Below are 21,241 nucleotides of genomic sequence, written 5' to 3' on the forward strand. Positions count from 1 at the left end.
TTATGGTGTAATTTTTAAAAATAAAAAAAATGAAAGTCAAAATTAAAATAGTAGTAGTTGCTTTATCCCTGCTGACGTTGATCGGTTGTGGGCAAAAGAACAACGAAGGAGATACTAAAGAAGTGGCATCTGAAAAAACGGAAGCAGGAAAAGAAGAACACGGAGAAGAAACTTCTTCTATTGCAGAGTTAACGCAGGATCAAATGAAAGCCGTTGGAATTACACTGGGTACGATTGAAAACAAAAATCTTACTGCGGTTATAAAAGCAAATGGTGCTTTACGGGTTCCGAATAACAATAAAGCCAATGCCACATCATTGTACGGAGGCGTTATAAAAACACTAAAAGTACAGCTTGGTGATTATGTAAAAAAAGGACAAGTCATTGCTACGATCGAAAATCCACAATTTATACAATTGCAGGAAGAGTATCTGACGATTGGAAGCAAGATTATATTAGCCGATCAGGAACTAAGACGTCAACAAGAACTGCAAGAAGGAAATGCAGGAGCATTAAAGAATTTGCAAAGTGCTACAGCAGAAATGAATGCACTTAGAGGGCGTAAAGCATCCCTTCAAAAACAGATTCAGCTTATGGGAATTAATCCAGGCGGAATCACTTATTCAAATTTAAAATCAGCTTTGACAGTGACCAGTCCGGTAAGTGGAACGGTAAGCAGTGAGTTTGCAAAAATTGGAAGTTATGTTGATGTTTCTTCACCAGTTGTAGAAATTGTAGATAACGGATTAATCCATCTTGATCTACAGATTTTTGAAAAAGACCTACCTATGATCAAAATTGGACAAGTAGTAAATTTCACTTTGACTAATAATCCTGCTATATCGTATACCGCTAAAGTATTCAATATTGGATCTTCGTTTGAAAATGAAAGTAAAACAGTGGCGGTTCATTGTACAGTGACCGGAAATAAAAGCGGATTAATCGATGGTATGAATATTACCGCAATGGTAAGTGTTGGAAGTGCTTTGACAGCTGCTGTACCCAATGCAGCTATTGCAGAAGCAGATGGAAAATTCTACATTTTTGCGCAAACAGAAAAGAAACCTGAAGCAGAACACGGACATGGTGCTGAAGGAGAAGAAAAACACAACGAAGGGGAAGAAAAGAAAGCAGAAGCCGCTACTATGAATTTTGAAAAAATAGAAGTTTCAAAAGGTGTTTCAGAAGTTGGATATACAGCTATTACGACAGTTAAGAAAATTCCGGAAGGAACAAAAATCGTGACTAAAGGTACTTTTTTCGTAAATGCCACATTGAGTAATTCCGGAGGGCACGAACATTAATAAATTTATATAAAAGAATAAATTACAATAAGAATCAACAAGCTAAAGTTCAAACAAAGCTTCGTAAATTTACTAGTATTTGATACAGTGAAGTCAGATGATTTTATTTTGTAAACTATGATTGATATGAAGAAAGCAACAGAAGATGCCTTCGCGGGCAAGAATATCCGCCTGACTACAATGCGTATTCTTATTTATGAATATTTAGAAACCGTTACAGCAGCCCTTTCGTTATCTGACATTGAAAAATTCTTTCACAAAGCCGACAAAGTAACGATTTACAGAACGCTCCAAACATTTCAGGAAAAGGGTCTGGTTCATAAAATTACAGATGAAAACGTCGTTAAATATAAGCTTTGTGCAGAAACCTGCGCTGAGGAAAATCACAATGATCGTCATTTACATTTTTACTGTAAAAATTGTAAAGAGACAACTTGCAGAGAAGAAATAATTTTTCCTGAAAGTATGGATAACCAGCTTCAGATTGATGAAATACAAATATTGGCAAAAGGAATATGCGACAAATGTCTAAGATTGAGTTTGTAATACAACTTGAATTGTACTGACATTGCTTATTAGATAATTCATAAAATAATAAACATGGAACATAAACATAACCACGACGAACATAATCATAATCATAATCATAACCACCACGATCATGACGGTCATGATCACAGCAATGTAGATGGAAGTAGGCTTAAAATGTTTTTGCCTTCCATTTTGGCTTTAATTCTTTTATTGGGAGCGATCATTTTAGACAATTGGGTGGAGCAGATCTGGTTTATCGGAACCTGTAGGTTTATATGGTATTTTGTAGCGTATTTAATTGTTGGTTTAGAAGTAATTAAAGATGCAGTAAATAGTATTATCAGAGGCGATGTATTTTCAGAGTTTCTTTTGATGGGAATTGCTACTATTGGAGCATTTGCCATAGGAGAATATCCGGAAGCGGTTGCAGTAATGCTGTTTTATGCCGTAGGTGAAGTTTTTCAGACGCTTGCTGTTTCAAGAGCGCAGCGCAATATAAAAAGTCTTTTAGATCAAAGGCCGGATGAAGTTACAATTTTAGTAGATGGAAAAACCAAAATCATTAAAGCAGAAGATGCTGAGATTGGCACTATAATACAATTAAAACCAGGAGAAAAATTAGGTCTTGACGGAGAACTGTTAACGGATGGTGCATCCTTTAATACCGCTGCTCTTACGGGAGAAAGTAAACCAGATACAAAAGGAAAAGGCGAAACGGTTTTGGCAGGAATGATTAATTTGAATAGTGCAGCACAAGTAAAAGTAACAGCAGCTTATGCCGATAGTAAACTAAGCCGAATTTTAGAACTCGTACAAAATGCCACTGCGCAAAAAGCACCAACAGAGCTATTTATACGCAAGTTCGCAAAAATATATACACCCATCGTGGTGTTCCTCGCTATAGCAATTTGCTTTATTCCGTTCTTAATTGTGGAAAATTATGATTTTAACGATTGGTTGTACAGAGCATTAGTGTTTTTGGTAATTTCTTGTCCTTGTGCTTTAGTAATATCGATTCCGCTTGGTTATTTTGGAGGTATAGGAGCAGCAAGCCGAAACGGAATTTTGTTTAAAGGAAGTAATTTTTTAGATGTAATGGCTTCTATCCAAAATGTAGTGATGGATAAAACTGGAACCATGACCGAAGGCGTTTTCAAAGTTAAGGAAACCGTTTTTAAACATGAGTTTGATAAGGCAGAAATATTAAGAATGGTCAATGCAATTGAAAATCTTAGTTCGCACCCTGTAGCAACTGCAATACGTGAATATGTAGGGAAGGTAGACAGCACTGTAATAATGGATACCAACCAAGAAATTGCAGGACATGGATTAAAAGCAATTATTAACGGAAAAGAGTTATTGGCAGGTAATTTTAAATTGATGGACAAGTTTGGAATTACTTATGATTTTAATCCTTCTGCTATAATTTACACAACAATTGCAATAAGTTATGATAAAAAGTACGTAGGCTACATAACAATCGCCGACCAGATTAAAGAAGATGCACAGCAAACAATCAATCTTTTGCACAAGCTAAATATAAAAGTAACAATGCTTAGCGGAGACAAAAGCAGTGTCGTAAAGTTCGTTGCAGACCAATTAGGAATAGAAAATGCATTTGGAGATTTGCTTCCTGAAGATAAAGTCAATAAAGTAAAAGAAATTAAAGCGCAAAGAGGAACAGTAGCTTTTGTTGGTGACGGAGTCAACGATGCACCTGTAGTAGCTTTGAGTGACGTAGGAATAGCAATGGGAGGATTAGGCAGCGATGTAACAATTGAAACCGCCGATGTGGTAATACAAGACGACAAACCATCTAAAATTCCAATGGCGATTGCTATTGGAAGGCAAACAAAAAAAATCGTTTGGCAGAATATCACTTTTGCATTTATAGTAAAAGCGGTTGTGCTTATTTTGGGTGCCGGAGGTTTAGCGATCATGTGGGAAGCTGTTTTTGCAGATGTTGGCGTAGCTCTAATTGCCATTCTTAATGCCGTACGAATTCAAAGAATGAAATTCTAAACCAAAGATTACATAGTTTTAGAAGCCAATGGAGTAAACTTTCGACTACGAATTCCCGACATAGCCAGTACAACAGCAAAAAGACTAACACCCAATCGAATAACTTCGATGGGCCATACTTCATTATTTTGCACTAATCCGGTTATCGCAGAAAGTAAAAAAGAAATCATTAATTGAGAAAATCCCATTACGGCGGCGGCTGTTCCTTTTCCGTCTTCGATAGTCTCTAAAGCCAAAGCGGTCGTAATAGGAAATAATATTCCGAGTGGAATTAACGATAAAAACAACGTTGCAATCGTAATAATAACCGATGCATTAGCAAGAGAAAATAGTAAAGAAGCAGTGCAAAATAAGACAAGTGCAATTGTAGCAGTTTTAACTAAAGTTTTGATAGGCATGAATTTGTAAAGTTTTGGCGTAATGTAGGCAGCAAAGATCAAAGCAACAGAATTGAACCCAAATGCCAGACCAAATTCGGTTTCGCTTAAACCAGCTTTAGTAATAAGTACAAATGGTGCGCTCGAAATGTAAATCATAAGTGCGCTATATGCCATTGCACCAATAAGCGTAAAAAGCAAAAACGATTTGTTTTTCGATAAAGCGACTACATTTTCTTTTAAAGATGATTTTGAAGTACGTTTATCATTTCGTGAACGAGCGTGAGTTTCCGGAATCCATTTTAAAACCGTTCCAATCGACAATGTTCCTAATAATGCTAAAAAGAAAAAAATGCTTCTCCAGCCCCAAAGATTAAGAAGTACACTTCCCATTATTGGTGCAATGATAGGCGCAATACCACTAATTTGCGATTGTGTAGAAAATATTTTAATAGCGGCTTCTTTAGAAAATAAATCTGCAACAACAGCCCTCGACATCACAATTCCCGCACATCCGCCAAACGCCTGCATAAAACGTAAAATCCATAAAAGTTCAATATAATCAGCAAAAGGTATTGCAGCAGAACTCAATACAAAAACGACCAATCCAATTAGTAATATTGGTTTTCTTCCGTACTTATCCGATAATGGCCCCCAAAGTAACTGTCCCGTTGCAAATCCACATAGAAAAAGTGATACAGAAATCTGAACATTTCCCATTGTAGTTTGTAAATCTTGAGTAATATGAGTAAACGCAGGAAGGTATAAATCAATGCTAAGAGATTCAAGTGCCGTAATAATAGCAAGTATCGGAACGATGTATTGGTTTGTTTTCATACTGCAAAGCTATACACGCAGTAGAACTTTAACAATGGACAAAGTGCCGGTCAGCTTGGACAAATTTACCCAAGCTTCAATTAATTTTAAAGCTCGAAGTTGACTCCTTAAATTGAGCCGCAGTTAATCCTGTTTGGGATTTGAAGAATCTTGAAAAGTAAGCTGCATCAGAAAAGCCAAGTTTATAGGCAATTTCTTTGAAAGTCAATTTTCCAAAATGAATTTCCCGTTTTGCTTCAAGTAATATACGCTCCGTAATAAGCTCTTTCACAGTCAGACCACGAACTTTTTTTGATATTTCGTTAAGCCGTTTCGCACTGATATTAAAATAAGAAGCATAAAATGCAATTTCTTTATGTTCAAGATAATGCTGCTCAATAACGCTCGCTAGTTTGTTAATACGATCTTCATCATCTGTTTTCGTTTCGATTACCGACGACATAGCATGAATAAGAAACGAAGTAAGGTAAGCCTTCATCAATTGAAAACGATTCTCAGCATCTTGTTCCTGCTTAATAAGTGTGGTTAAAATGCGCATGGGTTCCAGCGAAGTCTCAGTAAGATTTTGTGGTAACATTCCAGCCTTGTAAGCAGATGTTTCAACCATTAATTCATTAAACAGTTCTTTAGAGAAAGCCAAAACATGCCCTTCTTCCAGCGTACGATCAAAATTAGTAACCTGACCGGGAGTAATGATACAAATGGTATTATCGTTAATGGAATAGTGCTTAAAATCGATCTCAACAACACTATCATTGCCTGCTTTTGTAAACCAAATTAATTCAAAAAAATCATGCCGATGCAATCCATCAAAAGTATCATCATCTGCATCTTCAATCGCAAGAAAGCAAAAGGAAGATCGACTTAAATAATGTGTTGGAATGCTGTTGTTGTTCATTGATATTGTGTTTATTGTTTATTGTTTATTGTTTATTGTTTGTTGTTTGTTGTTTGTTGTTTGTTCGAAAACAGCTGTTTTGTTATTTTTGTAAGATTTTAATTATATGAAAAAAAACAATAGATTTGCAAGCTGTTTTTTTATGTAAATGACCCTCTTTTTATATTTTACTCAACCAGTTTTTTTTCAAATCTAATTAATATTTGGTAAGAATCAATCAAAGTCAGAATAATGTGGTAAAGAGCCATCGGCTCGACCGATATTGTAGAGCCGGATTTTAATCCGGTTTTATTATAGACAACAGAAAGAAAAGATCCATAGGATCGGCCGATATCAAACGCAAAGCAAAAAAAATGTACCGTTACTATGGAACTTTCATATAATCGTTATTTAATCAACGGATTAAAATCCGTTGCTACAAAATACATCGTTCCTACGGAACTTTAGTTGCAATCGTTATATAGAAAACAAACCGAAATATTTCGCTATTATCATTATTATTTTTTCGAAATAATTAATAATGAATTTAAAAGAGCCATCGGCTCGAACGATATTGTAGAGCCGGATTTTAATCCGGCTTTATTATAGACAACAGAAAGAAAAGATCCATAGGATCGGCCGATATCTCATACGCAAAGCAAAAAAAATGTACCGTTCCTATTGAACTCTTAATATAATCGCTATCTAATCAGTGGATTAAAATCCGTTGCTGCAAAATGTGTCGTTCCTACGGAACTTTAGTTATAATCGTTATATAGCAAACAAACCGAAATATTTCGCTAGTATCATTATTATTTTTTCCAAATAATTAATAATCATTTTAAAAGAGCCATCGGCTCGAACGATATTGTAGAGCCGGATTTTAATCCGGCTTTATTATAGACAACAGAAAGAAAAGATCCATAGGATCGGCCGATATCTCATACGCAAAGCAAAAAAAATGTACCGTTCCTATTGAACTCTTAGTATAATCGCTATCTAATCAGTGGATTAAAATCCGTTGCTGCAAAATGTGTCGTTCCTACGGAACTTTTCATAATAGAACTTTAGGCTTTAAATTAAATCTCTTTATTTAAGATGTAGTAAATAATTTTATATAACAATAACTATTTCGTTAACGGAACTAATCTATTGAATCATTTCTAAAACTAGAACGCACGTTCTATTTCCTAAAAAACGATATTATTTTTTATTAAAACCTATTTTCAGAATCCAATTTTTACGGTTGAGGAGTAAATAATGATACTTCGGTTATTTTAAAATATTTTATAACAGTTAATTGGTGAATTTTACAGCAAAATCTGCTAATTCATACTTTTATGACTTCACCACTAACTATAATAGCTGCTACGAATTTTTCTCCTATAGCCAATAATGCGGTTAATTATGCTGCCGCGCTTGCAAAAGCAACAGGAGCAAAATTAGTTTTATTTAATTCATTTTCTTTGAGTGTGCACAGTGCCAATTCGCTTATCACGGCTGATGCAATGCAAAAGCAGATCACAAAGGCAACGTCTAGACTTGAAACGCTTGGGTCAGAATTATCATCAATGTTTAAAATAGAGGTAGATTCATTCTGTAGTTATTCGCTTTTAGAAGTGGAATTAGATTCTATAATAAAGAATACAGAAGCGAGCTTAGTAGTAATGGGAATGGCAGAGCGCTCTTTTGAGCAGGAATTATTAGGTAATGCAACAACTTTGGTTATAAAAAACGTGGATATTCCAGTATTGGCAGTTCCTGAAAATGCTCGTTTTCAAGGAATAAAGAAAATACTTTATGCGTGTGATACTTTGAATTTTACTTCAATTAAAAGACTGAGCTGGCTAAAACAAACAGTTAGCAGTCTGGAAGCGGAAGTAGAATTTTTTAGTGTAGATGAAAAGCTGGATGATTTAAAGAAACAACAAAATGAAATCTTTTTACATTCATCAATAGAGAAAGAATTTGAGAACGTGAAATATTTGTATAAAACAGTACGATCAAACGCTGTTATAAACGAGATAAAAGAAGAAATAAAAAACTATAATGCTGATATGCTTATCATGGTTCCGCAGAAATATGGATTCTGGGATTCATTGGTTCATAAAAGCAAAACAAGGATTATGGCAACAGGTCTTGACATACCGTTATTGTCATTTCCGGGTTATTAATCCTAAGTTATATTTTACCCAAAATATTTTCTAAAATTGATCTTTTGAAAATTATGTATTAATCGAGGTGTTATTTCCCGTATTTGTGATAATTATATCATAAAATGAAATAAAATAAGAGGAAAAATTATTTACTTGCGGTTGGAAAATAAAAGGTCAAAAAACAAAAAAAATGAATGCAGTCATAACAGCCATAGGTGGATTCGTTCCGCCATCAATTCTAACCAATAAACAGATATCTGAAACAGTAGATACTTCTGATGAATGGATTGTAAAAAGAACGGGAATCAAAGAACGTAGAATCGCAGCTGATGATGTGGCAACATCTGATCTTGCGAGTGCTGCTATTGATGATCTTATCAGAAATTTTAAGGTAGATCCTTTAGAGATTCAGGCCTTAGTTTTGGCGACAGCAACTCCGGATCATATTTTGGCACCAACAGCCAGTAAAGTATGCGAAAATGCGGGTCTTAAAAATGCTTTTGGAGTAGATTTAAATGCCGCTTGCAGCGGATTCTTATATGCGCTTGAAACGGCGACAAGTATGATCGAAAGCGGACGTTACGAGAGAATAATCGTAGTAGGCGCAGATAAAATGAGTTCAATCGTAGATTACGAAGACCGCAATACCTGTATTCTTTTTGGTGATGGAGCAGGAGCTGTTTTATTAGAAAAAACAGAATCAAGCTACGGATTAATGAAAAGCATTTTACATACAGACGGAAGTGGTATTGAATCACTAGTGGTACCCGCAGGAGGTTCTAAAACTCCAGCTACGATGCCAAGTCTTTTGCATAGAATGCATTACTTAAAACAAGACGGATCATTTGTTTTCAAAAAAGCTGTTTCTTCGATGAGTAAAGTTTCGCAGGAAGTATTAGTTAAAAATGAATTACACACAAACGAAATTGACTGGGTAGTTCCGCATCAGGCTAATCTGCGTATCATAAATGCGGTGGGCGATAGTCTGGGCATTGAATCAGATAAAGTAAAAGTGAACATCGAGCGTTATGGTAATACAACATCGGCAACAATTCCGTTATGTTTATGGGATTTCAAAGATGATTTTAAAGAAGGACAAAACCTTCTTATCACAACCTTTGGTGCCGGATTTTCATGGGGAGCAACTTGTTTAAAATGGGGTGTAATGCGCGAAAAACGAACTGTAAAATCAGTACAGACAAGTAATAGAAAAGAGAGCGTTTTAGTAGCGCACTAGTTTTATAACAGGCTTCATTCTTAAATTACGTTAAATTTAGAATAGGCCATTAGAACAGACAATAAAACAGTTATTCGTAAATGAGGTTACGTAATCAAAATAAAACATCCGGAAAGAATTTTTTATATAAATACTACAGGTTTATAGTAATTCCGGTTGTTTTTATAGTTTATATTTCTTCGTATTATTTTTTGAATCCGTCTCTCATTTACGAAAAAGAAGGTTTACTTTGTTTAGATAAGTATTTCGATTTTGTGATTCTTTTGGTCTATTGTGCTACCCTTACAGAACTAAGTTTATTTGTAGGCAGAAAGCTGAATTATTATATAAGTTGGGAGCAAAATCCATTTTTTAGGGCTTTGGCACAATTTATATGTCTGATTGCCGGAAATATTCTTTTAAACTCTATTTTTTCTAATATATGGGATTACTTTTATCCCGGAGTTGCCATAAAAGAAAGCGAACTTGTTATTATCTGGCAGTCTAATATTGTAGCTGCAATATTAACACTATTTATCAGTTCTATTCACACCGCTATTTTTTTATTAAACAGATGGCGTCTAACATCTGTAGAAGCAGCAGAACTCAAAATCAAAGCATCAGAACTTCAGGAAGCGGTAACCAGATCCCAGTTAGAATCGTTGAAACTGCAGCTCGATCCTCATTTTGTGTTTAATAACTTTAGTACTTTGACAGAGTTAATCTATGAAGATCAAAAAGAAGCGGCCTCTTTTCTGGAAAATATTACAAGAGTGTATCGCTATATGATTTCTAACCTGAATAAAGATACAATCAATGTAAAAGAAGAATTAGAATTTTTGAACGCTTATTTTTATCTTTTAAAGAAAAGACTTGGTGAAAAGATCGAACTAAAAATATTTGTCGACGAATCCTGTATGTCACTTCATTTACCACCTTTAACGTTGCAGTTATTGGTCGAGAATGCAATAAAACATAATATGGCAACCTTATCGAATCCGTTGATAATTGCTATTTACTCTGATTTAGGAGATATTGTGGTGAGAAACAATTTGCAGGCAACAGCGGGAAAGAGTTTACTTTCTAATGGAATTGGAAATAAAAATATAGAATTTCGATATAAAATATTATGCGACCGAATGCCGGTTTTTAGTACATCAAAGGAATATTATTACGTACGTCTGCCCTTAATTTAAAAGAACATGAAGATTTTAATTGTAGAAGACGAAAGCATAAATGCCAGTCGTCTTAAAAGACTATTGGAAGAATTAGAACCGGATTGCGAGATTTTAGAAATTATTGATACTGTTGTAGATACAGTTGCATGGTTGAAATCGAATCCAACTCCCGATTTAATTACGATGGATATTCGATTAGCAGACGGATTAAGTTTTTCTATTTTTGAAGAAACAACCATTACGTGTCCCATTATTTTTACCACCGCTTATGATGAATATGCAATTCGCGCTTTTAAGGTAAACAGCATCGATTATTTGATGAAACCTATCGAAAAGAACGAACTCGAATATGCTTTGTCAAAATTTAAATCTTTGGCAAAAACAGAAACCGATGTTACCAATATTACTGGAATTTTAAAAGAACTGATCCACAAGCCAAAATACCGTTTACGTTTTTTAGTAACGTATCGTGATGGTTATAAAAGTGTTGATGTTGCTGATATTGACTTCATTTACTCCGAATTTAAAACCACGAATTTATTTCTGGAATCCGGTATTATTATTGCTATTCCACAGACAATGGAAGAATTGGAACAGGAACTTGATCCAAACTTATTTTTCCGTGCAAACCGACAATTCTTTATTCGTGCAGAGAGTATAAAATCAATTTCTAATTACTTTAATGCAAAACTAAAAATTCAACTTAAAGCCGATCCCGAGCGCGAAGTTCTTATTAGTAGGGAAAAAGCTCCGTTTTTTAAACAGTGGATGGATAGGTAAGAGAAGCACCTCTCGTTTCGGTATCGAAATATTCCGTTTGGGTAACTTTATCCCATATTATAGCTGTTTTCAGCTGTTATTTTGCCGTCAAATTTGATGTATTCATCTAAAATGATATAAAATGACAAAACAGTTTTTTCAAAATAACAAAGCAATTGGCAAGATTGCAGTTTTATTGATAATGATTTCTTTCTCTTCCTGTGGAAAGAATGGGGCAGATGCGCAGGCAATGGCAGCTCCAAAACCAGAAGTTGACTTTTTACAAACGAATGCTGTAACCGGCGAAGTAGAAAAAAAATATCCCGGAACAGTAGAAGGAACTGTAAACGTAGATATTAAAGCACAAGTATCAGGATATCTTGAAGCGATTTATGTAAAAGAAGGAGATTATGTAACCAAAGGGCAATCGCTATTTAAAATTAAAGGTGATGTATATGTGGAGCAGGTTAATAATAGCCGTGCATCATATAAAAGTGCTTTAGCTAATCAGGCCAATGCAAAACTGGAAGTAGAAAAAATTAAACCGCTGGTAGACGGTAAAGTTTTCTCTGATATGCAGTTAAAAACAGCACAGGCAAGTTACGAAGCGGCAACAGCTCAGGTGGCGCAGGCAAAAGCAGCCTTAGGTTCTTCCCAATTAAATGCTGACTTTTCTTTGATTAAAGCTCCTGTGAGCGGTTACATCAGCAGAATCCCAAATCGTGTTGGAAATTTAGTTACCCCAACAGATGCTGTACCGTTGACCGTTTTATCAGATATCAATACTGTTTTTGTATACTTCTCACTAACAGAAGCCGATTATCTTGCTTTCTCCAAAGATTCAAAATCAAATCAGTCCGTAAGTTTAATTATGGCAGATGACAGCGAATACGAGCAAAAAGGAAAGCTGGAAGTTGCGAGTGGAAATATCGATCGTGCAACAGGAACAATTGCTTTAAAAGCTATTTTCTCAAATCCAAAAAAACAATTGCGTTCCGGTGGTTCAGCACGTGTGATTCTGAACAAAAGTTTGTCTTCGGTAATAACCATTCCAATGGCGAGCGTAAAAGACATTCAGGATAAATTTTTTGTTTTTGTTTTAGGAGAAGGAAATAAAGTTTCCATGGTTCCTATCGAAATTGCAGGAAGCGCAGGATCTGATTACTTCGTAAAATCAGGTTTAAAACCAGGAGACAAAGTAGCCTTAAATTCTATCGATGTACTTTATGATAGTATGGAGGTTGTTCCAAAAACTGCTGCTAATAAAGTAAGCAGCAAATAATTTTAGATATAATATAAAATAACATTTCCATGTTAAAGAAAATAATAGACAGGCCAGTATTGGCTACGGTTATCTCCATTGTTCTGGTGATATTGGGGATCATAGGTCTTACCAGATTATCCGTAACGAGATTTCCTGATATTTCACCGCCAACTGTTATGGTAAGTGGTTCATATCCGGGAGGAAACAGTGAAACCGTTATTCGTTCTGTGGTTACGCCATTAGAAGAACAGATAAACGGAGTAGAGAATATGCAGTACATAAAATCTACTGCCAGTAATGATGGAACTTTTTCGATTAGTGTAATTTTTAAACAAGGTGTTGATCCTGATCAGGCTGCGGTTAACGTACAAAACAGAGTACAGCAGGCAACACCAAAATTACCGCAGGAAGTTATCCGAATGGGACTTACGACTTCTAAGCAACAAAATAGTATGATTGTTATCTTTAACTTATACACAGAAGATAACAAAAAATACGATGAATTGTTTTTGCAGAATTATGCCAACATCAACCTGGTTCCGCAGTTAAAACGTGTATCAGGAGTAGGGCAAGTTCAGATTTTTGGACAGAAGGACTATTCCATGCGAATTTGGTTAGATCCCCGAAAAATGGCAAGTGCAGGATTAATTCCTTCAGATGTTACACAGGCGATAGCAGAACAAAGTTTAGAATCGGCTCCGGGGAAACTGGGTGAAGAATCTACAGCAGCTTTAGAATATGTAATTCGGTACAAAGGGAAAAAGAACAAACCGGAACAATATGAAAATATTGTCGTTAAAAATAACGGAAGCAATGTTTTAAGATTAAAAGACGTTGCCCGCGTAGAATTTGGTTCGATTTCGTATAGCGGTGACAATAAGTCAAGTGGAAAAAATGCTGTAACAATGGCGATTTTGCAAACTTCGGGTTCTAATGCAAACGATATTGAAATTGGAATTAATAATGAAGTAGAAAGACTGTCAAAATCTTTTCCTCCGGGAATAAAGTATGTCAACGTTATGAGTACTAAAGAAAGATTGGATGAAGCGACAGGACAGGTAAAATCGACTCTATTTGAAGCTTTTATTCTGGTATTTATCGTAGTATTTATTTTCCTTCAGGATATTCGCTCGACGATCATTCCGGCAATTGCCGTTCCGGTAGCGATTGTAGGAACATTTTTCTTTCTTTTAGTATTTGGTTTTACGATCAATATTTTGACGCTTTTTGCCTTGGTTCTTGCCATCGGAATTGTGGTCGATGATGCTATTGTGGTTGTAGAAGCCGTACACAGTAAAATGGAAGAAGATGCAGGGATTTCGGCTAAAGAAGCCACACACAGTGCTATGGCAGAAATTACAGGAGCAGTAGTTTCGATTACGTTAGTAATGTCGGCAGTATTTATTCCAATTGGTTTTATGACCGGATCTTCGGGGATTTTCTACAAACAATTTGCTTATACATTGGCAATCGCCATTATCATTTCCGCAGTAAATGCCCTTACGCTTACTCCGGCATTGTGTGCGCTTTTGTTAAAGAATCATGGAGCAAAACATGGAGATCACGAAGATAAATCGACTTTTAAGCAACGTTTCTTTATAGGTTTCAATAAAGGTTTTGATAATCTAACGGGTAAATACATTAAAGGAGTTCGTTTCTTAATAGGAAGAAAATGGCTTGCCGCAGGATTAGTTACCGGAATTACAGCTATTGCCATTTATATGATGATGTCTACACCAAAAAGTTTCGTGCCGCTGGAAGACGACGGATTTATGGTGTACAGTTTATCGATGCCTCCTGGAACTGCACTGGACAGAACGACTGAAGTAGTTACAAAAATGGAAGCCGTACTTGGTACAGTAGAAGCAATTGATAATAATACAAGTATTACTGGTTTTAATATTTTGAGCAACAGTGCCAGTCCTGCTTATGGTTTAGGATTTATAAAATTAAAACCTAAAAAAGACAGAGGAGCTGTTAAGGATATTGATGAAATCATGAATATCGTAAATGGCAAATTAGCTTTTATAAAAGAAGGATCAATCATGGTATTCAGAATGCCTCCGGTTGAAGGTTTTGGAGTAACAAGTGGTGCCGAAATTGTATTGCAGGACAGAATGTCGAGAAGTCCGGAAAAGCTAAAAGCAATGTCTGATAAAGTAATTGGTCAGCTTATGCAACAACCCGGAGTACAATATGCTTACACAACTTTCAGAGCAGATTATCCGCAGTTAGAATTAGAAGTTGACGAAGATAAAGCACGTCAGATGGGCGTAAATATGCGAGAGCTTTTAGGAAATATTCAAACGTATTTTGCCGGAGATCAATCAGCAGATTTTTCAAGATTTGGTAAATTTTACAGAGTCAATGTAAAAGCTGATGGTGTTTTTAGAATGGATCAGGATGCTTTTAATGAAATATTTGTTAGAAACGCTGATATGCAAATGGTTCCTGTAAAATCAATTGTAAAACTGCATAAAGTTTATGGACCTGAATCAGTAAATCGTTATAACCTTTATAATTCTGTAAATATTACAGCAATGGCTTTGCCTGGTTATAGTAATGGACAGATTATGGATAATTTAGAAAATGTTTTAAATAAACTTCCATCTGATTACAGTTACGAATGGACAGGTTTAAGTTTAGAGGAAAAAGCGGGAGGAAGTCAGACTGTCGCCATCTTTGGATTGTGTTTACTGTTTGTATTCTTTTTATTGGCTGCTCAATACGAAAGTTATTTGTTGCCTCTTGCTGTATTGCTTTCAATACCAACAGGAATTTTGGGTGCCTTTGCAGGAATTAAAGCGGTTGGATTAGACAACAACATTTATGTTCAGGTCGGATTAATTATGCTTGTCGGGCTTCTCGCCAAGAATGCGATTCTTATTGTAGAATTTGCATTGCAAAGACGCCTTGCCGGATTAAGTATTGTTGAAGCTGCGATTGAAGGAGCAAGATCAAGGTTACGACCAATTATCATGACTTCCTTGGCCTTTATTGTAGGTATGATTCCGTTAATGTTTGCTTCAGGAGGAACAGCAGTTGGTAACCGATCAATCAGTGTCAGCGCATCGATCGGAATGTTTAGTGGGGTTGTTTTAGGGATTTTTGTTATTCCGTTGCTTTTTATTGTATTTCAGTATTTACAGGAAAAAGTATCAGGTAAAAAAATCGCAGTTCAAGTTCAAACAATAAAAGAATAATAATGAAATCACTATATAAAATAGGAATGGTTTTGCTTACCGGAACGATGATGACATCGTGCGTGGTAGGAAAAAAATATTCCCGTACAGAATTAAATGCTCCGGAAAAATTTCGAGAAGAAATTGCAGTTACTGGAGATACGGTTATAATGCCGTGGAAAAGTTATTACAAAGATCCTCTTTTGGTTAGCCTTATTGAAAAAGCGTTGGTTAAAAATAATGAAGTTGTCATTGCCATGAAAAGTATGGAGCAGCTTGATCTTAGTTACAAACAAGCAAAGTTAGGTTTGCTACCAACACTTGATTTTGATGCTGGAGCAAGCCGATCGTATCAATCTAAAAATTCCTTAAATGGCTCATTAAGTGCGCAGTTTATTGGTAAGGATTATATGGATGACTATAATGCTAATCTGCGCATGTCGTGGGAAGTTGATATTTGGGGTAAGGCGACAATGCAGAAAAGAGATGCTAAAGCGGCTTATTTTGCTCAAAAAGAAAATCTTTCGGCTTTAAAAACGCGAATTATTGTTCAGGTTGCTCAGGCTTACTACAATCTTTTAGGTTTAGACGAACAGCTGAAAATAGCAGAGAAAAACATCGAATTAACCAGCAATACGTTAACGATGACACAGTTGCAGTATAATTCAGGTTCCGTTAGTTCTCTGGCTGTCAATCAGACCGAAGCACAAAAGAAAACGGCTGAATTATTAGTGCCTTTAGCTAAAACAAATATCGCTATTCAGGAAAACGCCTTGCAGATTTTATGTGGTGAATATCCGGATCGTATTGAACGTTCCGGGAATATAGATGCTGCTGAAATTTCTGTTGAATTTTCGGCCGGAGTTCCTGTTTCGCTTTTAAGCAGAAGACCTGATGTAAAAGCTAGTGAATACGCAGTAATGTCTGCCACTGCAAAAACCGGACTGGCAAAAGCAACGATGTATCCGACTTTGAGTTTAAGTCCTTCGGTTGGTGTAAACTCATTTGAATTTGACAATTGGTTTAATTTCCCTGGTTCTGTTACCAAAACAATTGCGGCGAATCTGGCACAGCCTATTTTTAGAAAAAAAGCATTAAGAACAGCTTATCAAGTAGCGGTCTTGGAACAGGAAAAAGCAGTTGTTCAATTTAAACAGTCTTTTATTACGGCTGTTGGTGAAGTAAACGATGCGATGGTACGAGTAAAATATGCAGATGAACGTATTGTTTTAGCCAAAGAAAAAGCAGCATCATTAGAAAAAGCAACTTCAGATGCTTCTTTGCTTTACAAAAGCGGAATGGCAAATTATCTGGAAGTTATAACGGCTCAGAACAGTTCACTTCAAAATGATCTTGATGTCGTAACGATAAAACTTGAAAAATTAAATGCAGCGATAAATCTGTATCGCGCTTTAGGCGGCGGGGTAGAGTAATCGTCATCTTAATCGTTGAAAGTTAAAAATCCACCAGTTTTGCAGATCGCATTGCTGGTGGATTTTTTATTTATAATAATGAAGATAACTTCTTTTACCAAATTAACGGTTCATTATCAGTTCTAAACAGGTATCTTTTTTCATCAATAACTGGTAAATTTGTAATAAGGTAAGGGTCAACACGCATGTTTTTGCCTTCAACAGGTACCACATCTTGCCAACGTAGTAAGATTATTTGTCCTGAAAATGTACCAACAACAATATGCTGTCTGTCAGGAGCAACATCTATCGACATGATTGTACCACCAAGATGTACATAAGATGCTTCTTGATCTGTAATTTTTAACCACAAATAACCATCATTTGAACCAAGATAGAATCCTCGAGCTGATGGATAAATACTAAATATCCATCTTCTGTCATCAACAACAAAAATTTTCTCGCTATCCATACTATAACCGGAAGCTTGCAAACCTTCAATATCATTAACGAATACGCCTAAAGTTGAACTATGCGAAAAATGACAAGAGCTTAAGGCAAGTAAAGGTTGGTTAGTTCTGTAATTGAAACAAACTTTATGAGGATAAGAAGAGCGTGGTTCTATATTAGCCGTTTCTACCCATTTTCCATTTTCATTCTTAAGTACAATATGATAGGAACTTTGCGATCCAACTACAATATATTTGTCGTCAGGTGAAACTGCGGCATTTGGATAATGAAGAAACATTTCTTCTTCTTCCTCGTCCTCATCTTCTTCTTCCTCATTTTCATCTTTGGGATAGGCATGTATTACTTCGAAACCATCTTCATTAAGTATAAAAATTTCTCCGTAAGTAACTAATACTACTTGTTTTCCTGTAGAGAAAACCTCAATACTTTCATATTGGTGTTCTTCAAAAGTAGTACCGTATGGTATACTAAATGTTGATACAATTGGCCCATCCCAACCTTCGTGCACATCAATTTTTGTGAGATGAACTTTTGCAAAATATTTCTTGTCGTCAGAAAAGCCATATCCAATTAAACCATCTACCAGTGTTATTTCATCGTCTTTGATGATGTAAACACCTTGCCAGTCATAATAATCTCCAATTTTAGCAACTATACGATTGTCTTGGAGTATTGCTACTTTTCGAACTTTTTGCCACGTTGCATCATCTAGAAGATTAAATAAGGGATCATTATCAGCTGGAAATAATTCGCGAAATTCTTTATGTTTACCGTTTTTATTATGTTCGATAAGTTCCTCCAGGACATATTCTGCCATATCTCTTCTGGTTTCTTCCGGACATTCTGTTGTTGGATTTTCTTTATTAATATAGATAATATCCAGCCATTCATTAATAGCGGTTTTGTATTCGTGTCCTTCGTTTTTCCAACGTTCAGACGCTTCTTGTAGATTTTTCATCAAAATTTTGGTATAATTTTTATTGTTAATATTTGGTATGTTTTTTATAAACAGATTTTATTTAATTTTATTATATAACAGGATATATCTGGTTATTATGACTGAATTGGAGATAGTTGCGGGTTAGAGCTTAACATGTTGAAATATAGTACTGTAGTGTTGTTTTTAATGTTTTATATCGCCTATTTTAGAAAAATAAATTATTAACAAAAAAATCTCCCTTATCAATTTTTATGATAAAGGAGATTTCAGGTTATTCTATTTGATTTTGTGACTATTTAAAAATATTCAATTCTTCGTTATAGATTGGACTTTGAATATTCAGGAATTTTAAAACACTATGAAAAACATGACCTTGTGATAGCACTTCTTTCTTTTTCAATTGTTTAGAATTATCAGATACCCAAACAATAAAAGGGATTTCATACTGTTCTTTAGGAGCAATGCTCATAGGAAGTCCATGCATGTACAGATTTTTTTCGCCTAATGATTCACCGTGATCAGAAACAAAAAGCATGGTACTATTATAGTCTTTTAATTGTTTCAGGTTTTCAATTACACTGTGAAGAATGTAATCGGTATACACAATTGTATTGTCATAAGCATTTAATAACTCTTCTTGTGAACAATTCCCTAATTCGACACTATTACAAACAGGTCTAAAAGTTCCAAATGGAGAAGGATATTTCTTGCTGTATGTAGGTCCGTGGCTAGTACTGGTATGCAGGACGATTAATATTTTATTTTTGGTACTTGCCAGAATTTGTTCTTTAAGTCGGGTGAGTAAAATTTCATCATAATCACAGCCTACACCTTTACAATTTTGCATTAAGGCCGTTCTGTCCTGATAATTTTTTATATGAACAGGAGGTTCTCCCCAGTTTGTGGTTCTCCATATTACTTCTACATTATTTCGGTACAAATAGTTAGGTAGAATTTCATATAAATCATTGGTTTGCTTGTGTTCTAAAATAGCTTTTACACCTGCAGTAGTGTAAGTTGCAGAAGATACAGCATTAAAATGAGATAAATTTTCTGTTTGAGAAAGATACGGATTGGTGTCTTTCTTATATCCGTACAAAGAGAAATTCTGGCTTCGTGCAGATTCGCCAATTACTAAAACAACTACCGATTTTTTATTGTCTTTTATTACGGCATCAGGCAGTAAAATTTCTTTTTCATTCTTCTTATGTTGGTGAATATAGAATAGGGAAGTATTTACTGAATAGGACCAGGGCATAGCAAGTCCGCCTAAAGTTTTTGAATTTTTATCGATCCATAACCAGTTACTGGCATTTACAAAAACCAAAATCAATACAAATAATAAAGTAAGTGAACAAGTAGTTAAAAACTGTTTGCCTGTTGCTTTAACCGTTTTTATTTTGATAATAAAAATACTTGGAATGATTCCGAACAATATTAAGTACACTATCAACTTAATAGAAAAAAAACTGCTGGACTCGTCATAATTGGTATTGAGTATGTTACCAATCATACTTTCGTCTATAATAACGCTATAGGTATTAATGAAATAAACGGAAACTGCATTGATAAGAAAAAACAGTACAAACAATAACCGCGCAACAAAATTGGAAATAAACAGAAAGATATAAAAGACTAAAAAATTTAGAACAAGCATTAGAATAACCAAACTAACAATCGTCAAAATACCATTAAAACTTTTATAGTCAAGATTATCAAAGACAAAACGAAAGAAAGGAAAATGAAAGAATAAAAAATTGAAAAAACTTAGCAATAATGCAAAATGAATTGTTTGAAGCTTATTTTTTAACATACACAGTAGTGATTTTGTATAAGGATACGATAAGAATGATTAAAGATATATAAAATATGATTAAATTTTCATTTATAATTTTCATTATCAATGCAAAACCAGACATTAAAAAGGCAAGCATAAAAAAGGGATAATATTTTTTGTTATTAATCCAGATCCAAATATTATATTTTTGATTAATGAGAATTCCGATGACTCCAATAATAAAGCCAATTGCACTGCCTAAAACTACATCTAGAGGATGATGTGCCCCGACACCTACTCTTGTAAATACGATTAATAATCCAATCATAAGAATAAAAGCGGACCAAAAAATTTGATTAATACGTTTTTTTGGCATGAAAGCAAATAACAAAACAGAAATTACGGCAAAGACCGTTAAAGAATGCCCGGAAGGCGTGCTGTTATGACCTGTTAATGTTTCTCCTATAATCGAAAAACTGCTGTGATCATATACTGCAGCAGGTCTTGGTACTGCAAATGTCTTTTTTAACAGGCAACAAAAAATAAGTGAAATAAGTAATGATGAAGCTAAATACTCCCAAATTTTAGGTGCATATACAACGAAAATACTCAAAAATGAGAGGATGATCAGTGCGTTGCCAAATTGGGTAAGGTTATTCTGTGTGCTTGGATATTGAGATAATTTAGCATTTATAAAAAAGAAATAATCTTTTTGAATTTGTATATATGACTCGGCACAAAGGGCATCCTGAACATAAAGGAACAATACAATTGAAATAATTAAAAGTAGTGGTAAACAAACCACAGATAATTTAATCTTTGAACAATTGCAAGTAATAAATGAATTCATTCCGTTTCTTTTTGAGATCGCCCTAAAAAAAGGTAGACAGATTAATATTGAGTCCAAAAGAGTATTATTGACTACTCTTGATCATTAA

At 34.9% G+C, this 21,241-nt stretch carries 15 protein-coding genes; 10 read left to right on the forward strand and 5 right to left on the reverse strand.

Annotated features, from left to right (window positions below; translation table 11 throughout):
* Window positions 1-29: 29 nt before the first annotated feature.
* The 3 genes from B0A66_RS13435 to B0A66_RS13445 all read left to right on the forward strand — a co-directional run bounded on the left by B0A66_RS13435 (window position 30) and on the right by B0A66_RS13445 (window position 3,857).
* Window positions 30-1,304 carry an efflux RND transporter periplasmic adaptor subunit gene (locus tag B0A66_RS13435; RefSeq protein ID WP_089050360.1) on the forward strand — a complete coding sequence of 425 codons (1,275 nt, stop codon included), beginning with the start codon at window positions 30-32 and terminating at the stop codon, window positions 1,302-1,304.
* A gap of 126 nt (window positions 1,305-1,430) precedes the next feature.
* The gene (locus tag B0A66_RS13440; RefSeq protein WP_089050445.1) at window positions 1,431-1,850 is read left to right on the forward strand and encodes a Fur family transcriptional regulator; all 420 of its coding nucleotides are present in this window, start codon (window positions 1,431-1,433) and stop codon (window positions 1,848-1,850) included.
* Window positions 1,851-1,904: 54 nt separating this feature from the next.
* Complete coding sequence (locus B0A66_RS13445; protein WP_089050361.1) at window positions 1,905-3,857, forward strand: heavy metal translocating P-type ATPase; 1,953 nt, start codon at window positions 1,905-1,907, stop codon at window positions 3,855-3,857.
* A gap of 8 nt (window positions 3,858-3,865) precedes the next feature.
* Here the strand turns inward: B0A66_RS13445 and B0A66_RS13450 are convergent, their stop codons facing one another.
* Both B0A66_RS13450 and B0A66_RS13455 read right to left on the reverse strand, forming a co-directional pair.
* The gene (locus B0A66_RS13450) at window positions 3,866-5,071 is read right to left on the reverse strand and encodes a multidrug effflux MFS transporter (protein WP_089050362.1); all 1,206 of its coding nucleotides are present in this window, start codon (window positions 5,069-5,071) and stop codon (window positions 3,866-3,868) included.
* A gap of 76 nt (window positions 5,072-5,147) precedes the next feature.
* A complete protein-coding gene (locus B0A66_RS13455; RefSeq protein WP_089050363.1) occupies window positions 5,148-5,969 on the reverse strand; it encodes a helix-turn-helix domain-containing protein in 822 nt (273 codons plus the stop codon).
* Window positions 5,970-7,288: 1,319 nt separating this feature from the next.
* Here B0A66_RS13455 and B0A66_RS13460 point away from each other — a divergent pair.
* The 7 genes from B0A66_RS13460 to B0A66_RS13490 all read left to right on the forward strand — a co-directional run bounded on the left by B0A66_RS13460 (window position 7,289) and on the right by B0A66_RS13490 (window position 17,136).
* Entirely contained in the window at window positions 7,289-8,122 is an 834-nt protein-coding gene (locus B0A66_RS13460; protein WP_089050364.1) for a universal stress protein, read from the forward strand.
* Window positions 8,123-8,294: 172 nt separating this feature from the next.
* Window positions 8,295-9,341, forward strand: coding sequence for a beta-ketoacyl-ACP synthase III (locus tag B0A66_RS13465; RefSeq protein ID WP_089050365.1), 1,047 nt, complete (start codon window positions 8,295-8,297; stop codon window positions 9,339-9,341).
* Window positions 9,342-9,421: 80 nt separating this feature from the next.
* Window positions 9,422-10,516, forward strand: a complete 1,095-nt coding sequence (locus tag B0A66_RS13470) for a sensor histidine kinase (protein WP_089050366.1) — start codon at window positions 9,422-9,424, stop codon at window positions 10,514-10,516.
* A gap of 6 nt (window positions 10,517-10,522) precedes the next feature.
* Window positions 10,523-11,278, forward strand: a complete 756-nt coding sequence (locus tag B0A66_RS13475; protein WP_089050367.1) for a LytR/AlgR family response regulator transcription factor — start codon at window positions 10,523-10,525, stop codon at window positions 11,276-11,278.
* Between the two features lie 121 nt (window positions 11,279-11,399).
* Window positions 11,400-12,539, forward strand: coding sequence for an efflux RND transporter periplasmic adaptor subunit (locus B0A66_RS13480; RefSeq protein ID WP_089050368.1), 1,140 nt, complete (start codon window positions 11,400-11,402; stop codon window positions 12,537-12,539).
* A gap of 29 nt (window positions 12,540-12,568) precedes the next feature.
* Window positions 12,569-15,724, forward strand: coding sequence for an efflux RND transporter permease subunit (locus B0A66_RS13485; RefSeq protein ID WP_089050369.1), 3,156 nt, complete (start codon window positions 12,569-12,571; stop codon window positions 15,722-15,724).
* A gap of 2 nt (window positions 15,725-15,726) precedes the next feature.
* On the forward strand, window positions 15,727-17,136 hold the full coding sequence (locus B0A66_RS13490; RefSeq protein WP_089050370.1) for an efflux transporter outer membrane subunit: 1,410 nt from the start codon (window positions 15,727-15,729) through the stop codon (window positions 17,134-17,136).
* 94 nt (window positions 17,137-17,230) lie between these two features.
* Here the strand turns inward: B0A66_RS13490 and B0A66_RS13495 are convergent, their stop codons facing one another.
* The 3 genes from B0A66_RS13495 to B0A66_RS13505 form a co-directional block, all read right to left on the reverse strand.
* Complete coding sequence (locus B0A66_RS13495) at window positions 17,231-18,544, reverse strand: hypothetical protein (protein ID WP_089050371.1); 1,314 nt, start codon at window positions 18,542-18,544, stop codon at window positions 17,231-17,233.
* 274 nt (window positions 18,545-18,818) lie between these two features.
* Entirely contained in the window at window positions 18,819-20,339 is a 1,521-nt protein-coding gene (gene eptA, locus B0A66_RS13500; protein ID WP_089050372.1) for a phosphoethanolamine--lipid A transferase EptA, read from the reverse strand.
* On the reverse strand, window positions 20,326-21,153 hold the full coding sequence (locus tag B0A66_RS13505; protein WP_089050373.1) for a phosphatase PAP2 family protein: 828 nt from the start codon (window positions 21,151-21,153) through the stop codon (window positions 20,326-20,328). Before B0A66_RS13505 ends, eptA begins: the two co-directional genes overlap by 14 nt.
* Window positions 21,154-21,241 lie beyond the last annotated feature (88 nt).

This window comes from Flavobacterium hercynium (assembly GCF_002217285.1).
Taxonomy (GTDB): domain Bacteria; phylum Bacteroidota; class Bacteroidia; order Flavobacteriales; family Flavobacteriaceae; genus Flavobacterium; species Flavobacterium hercynium.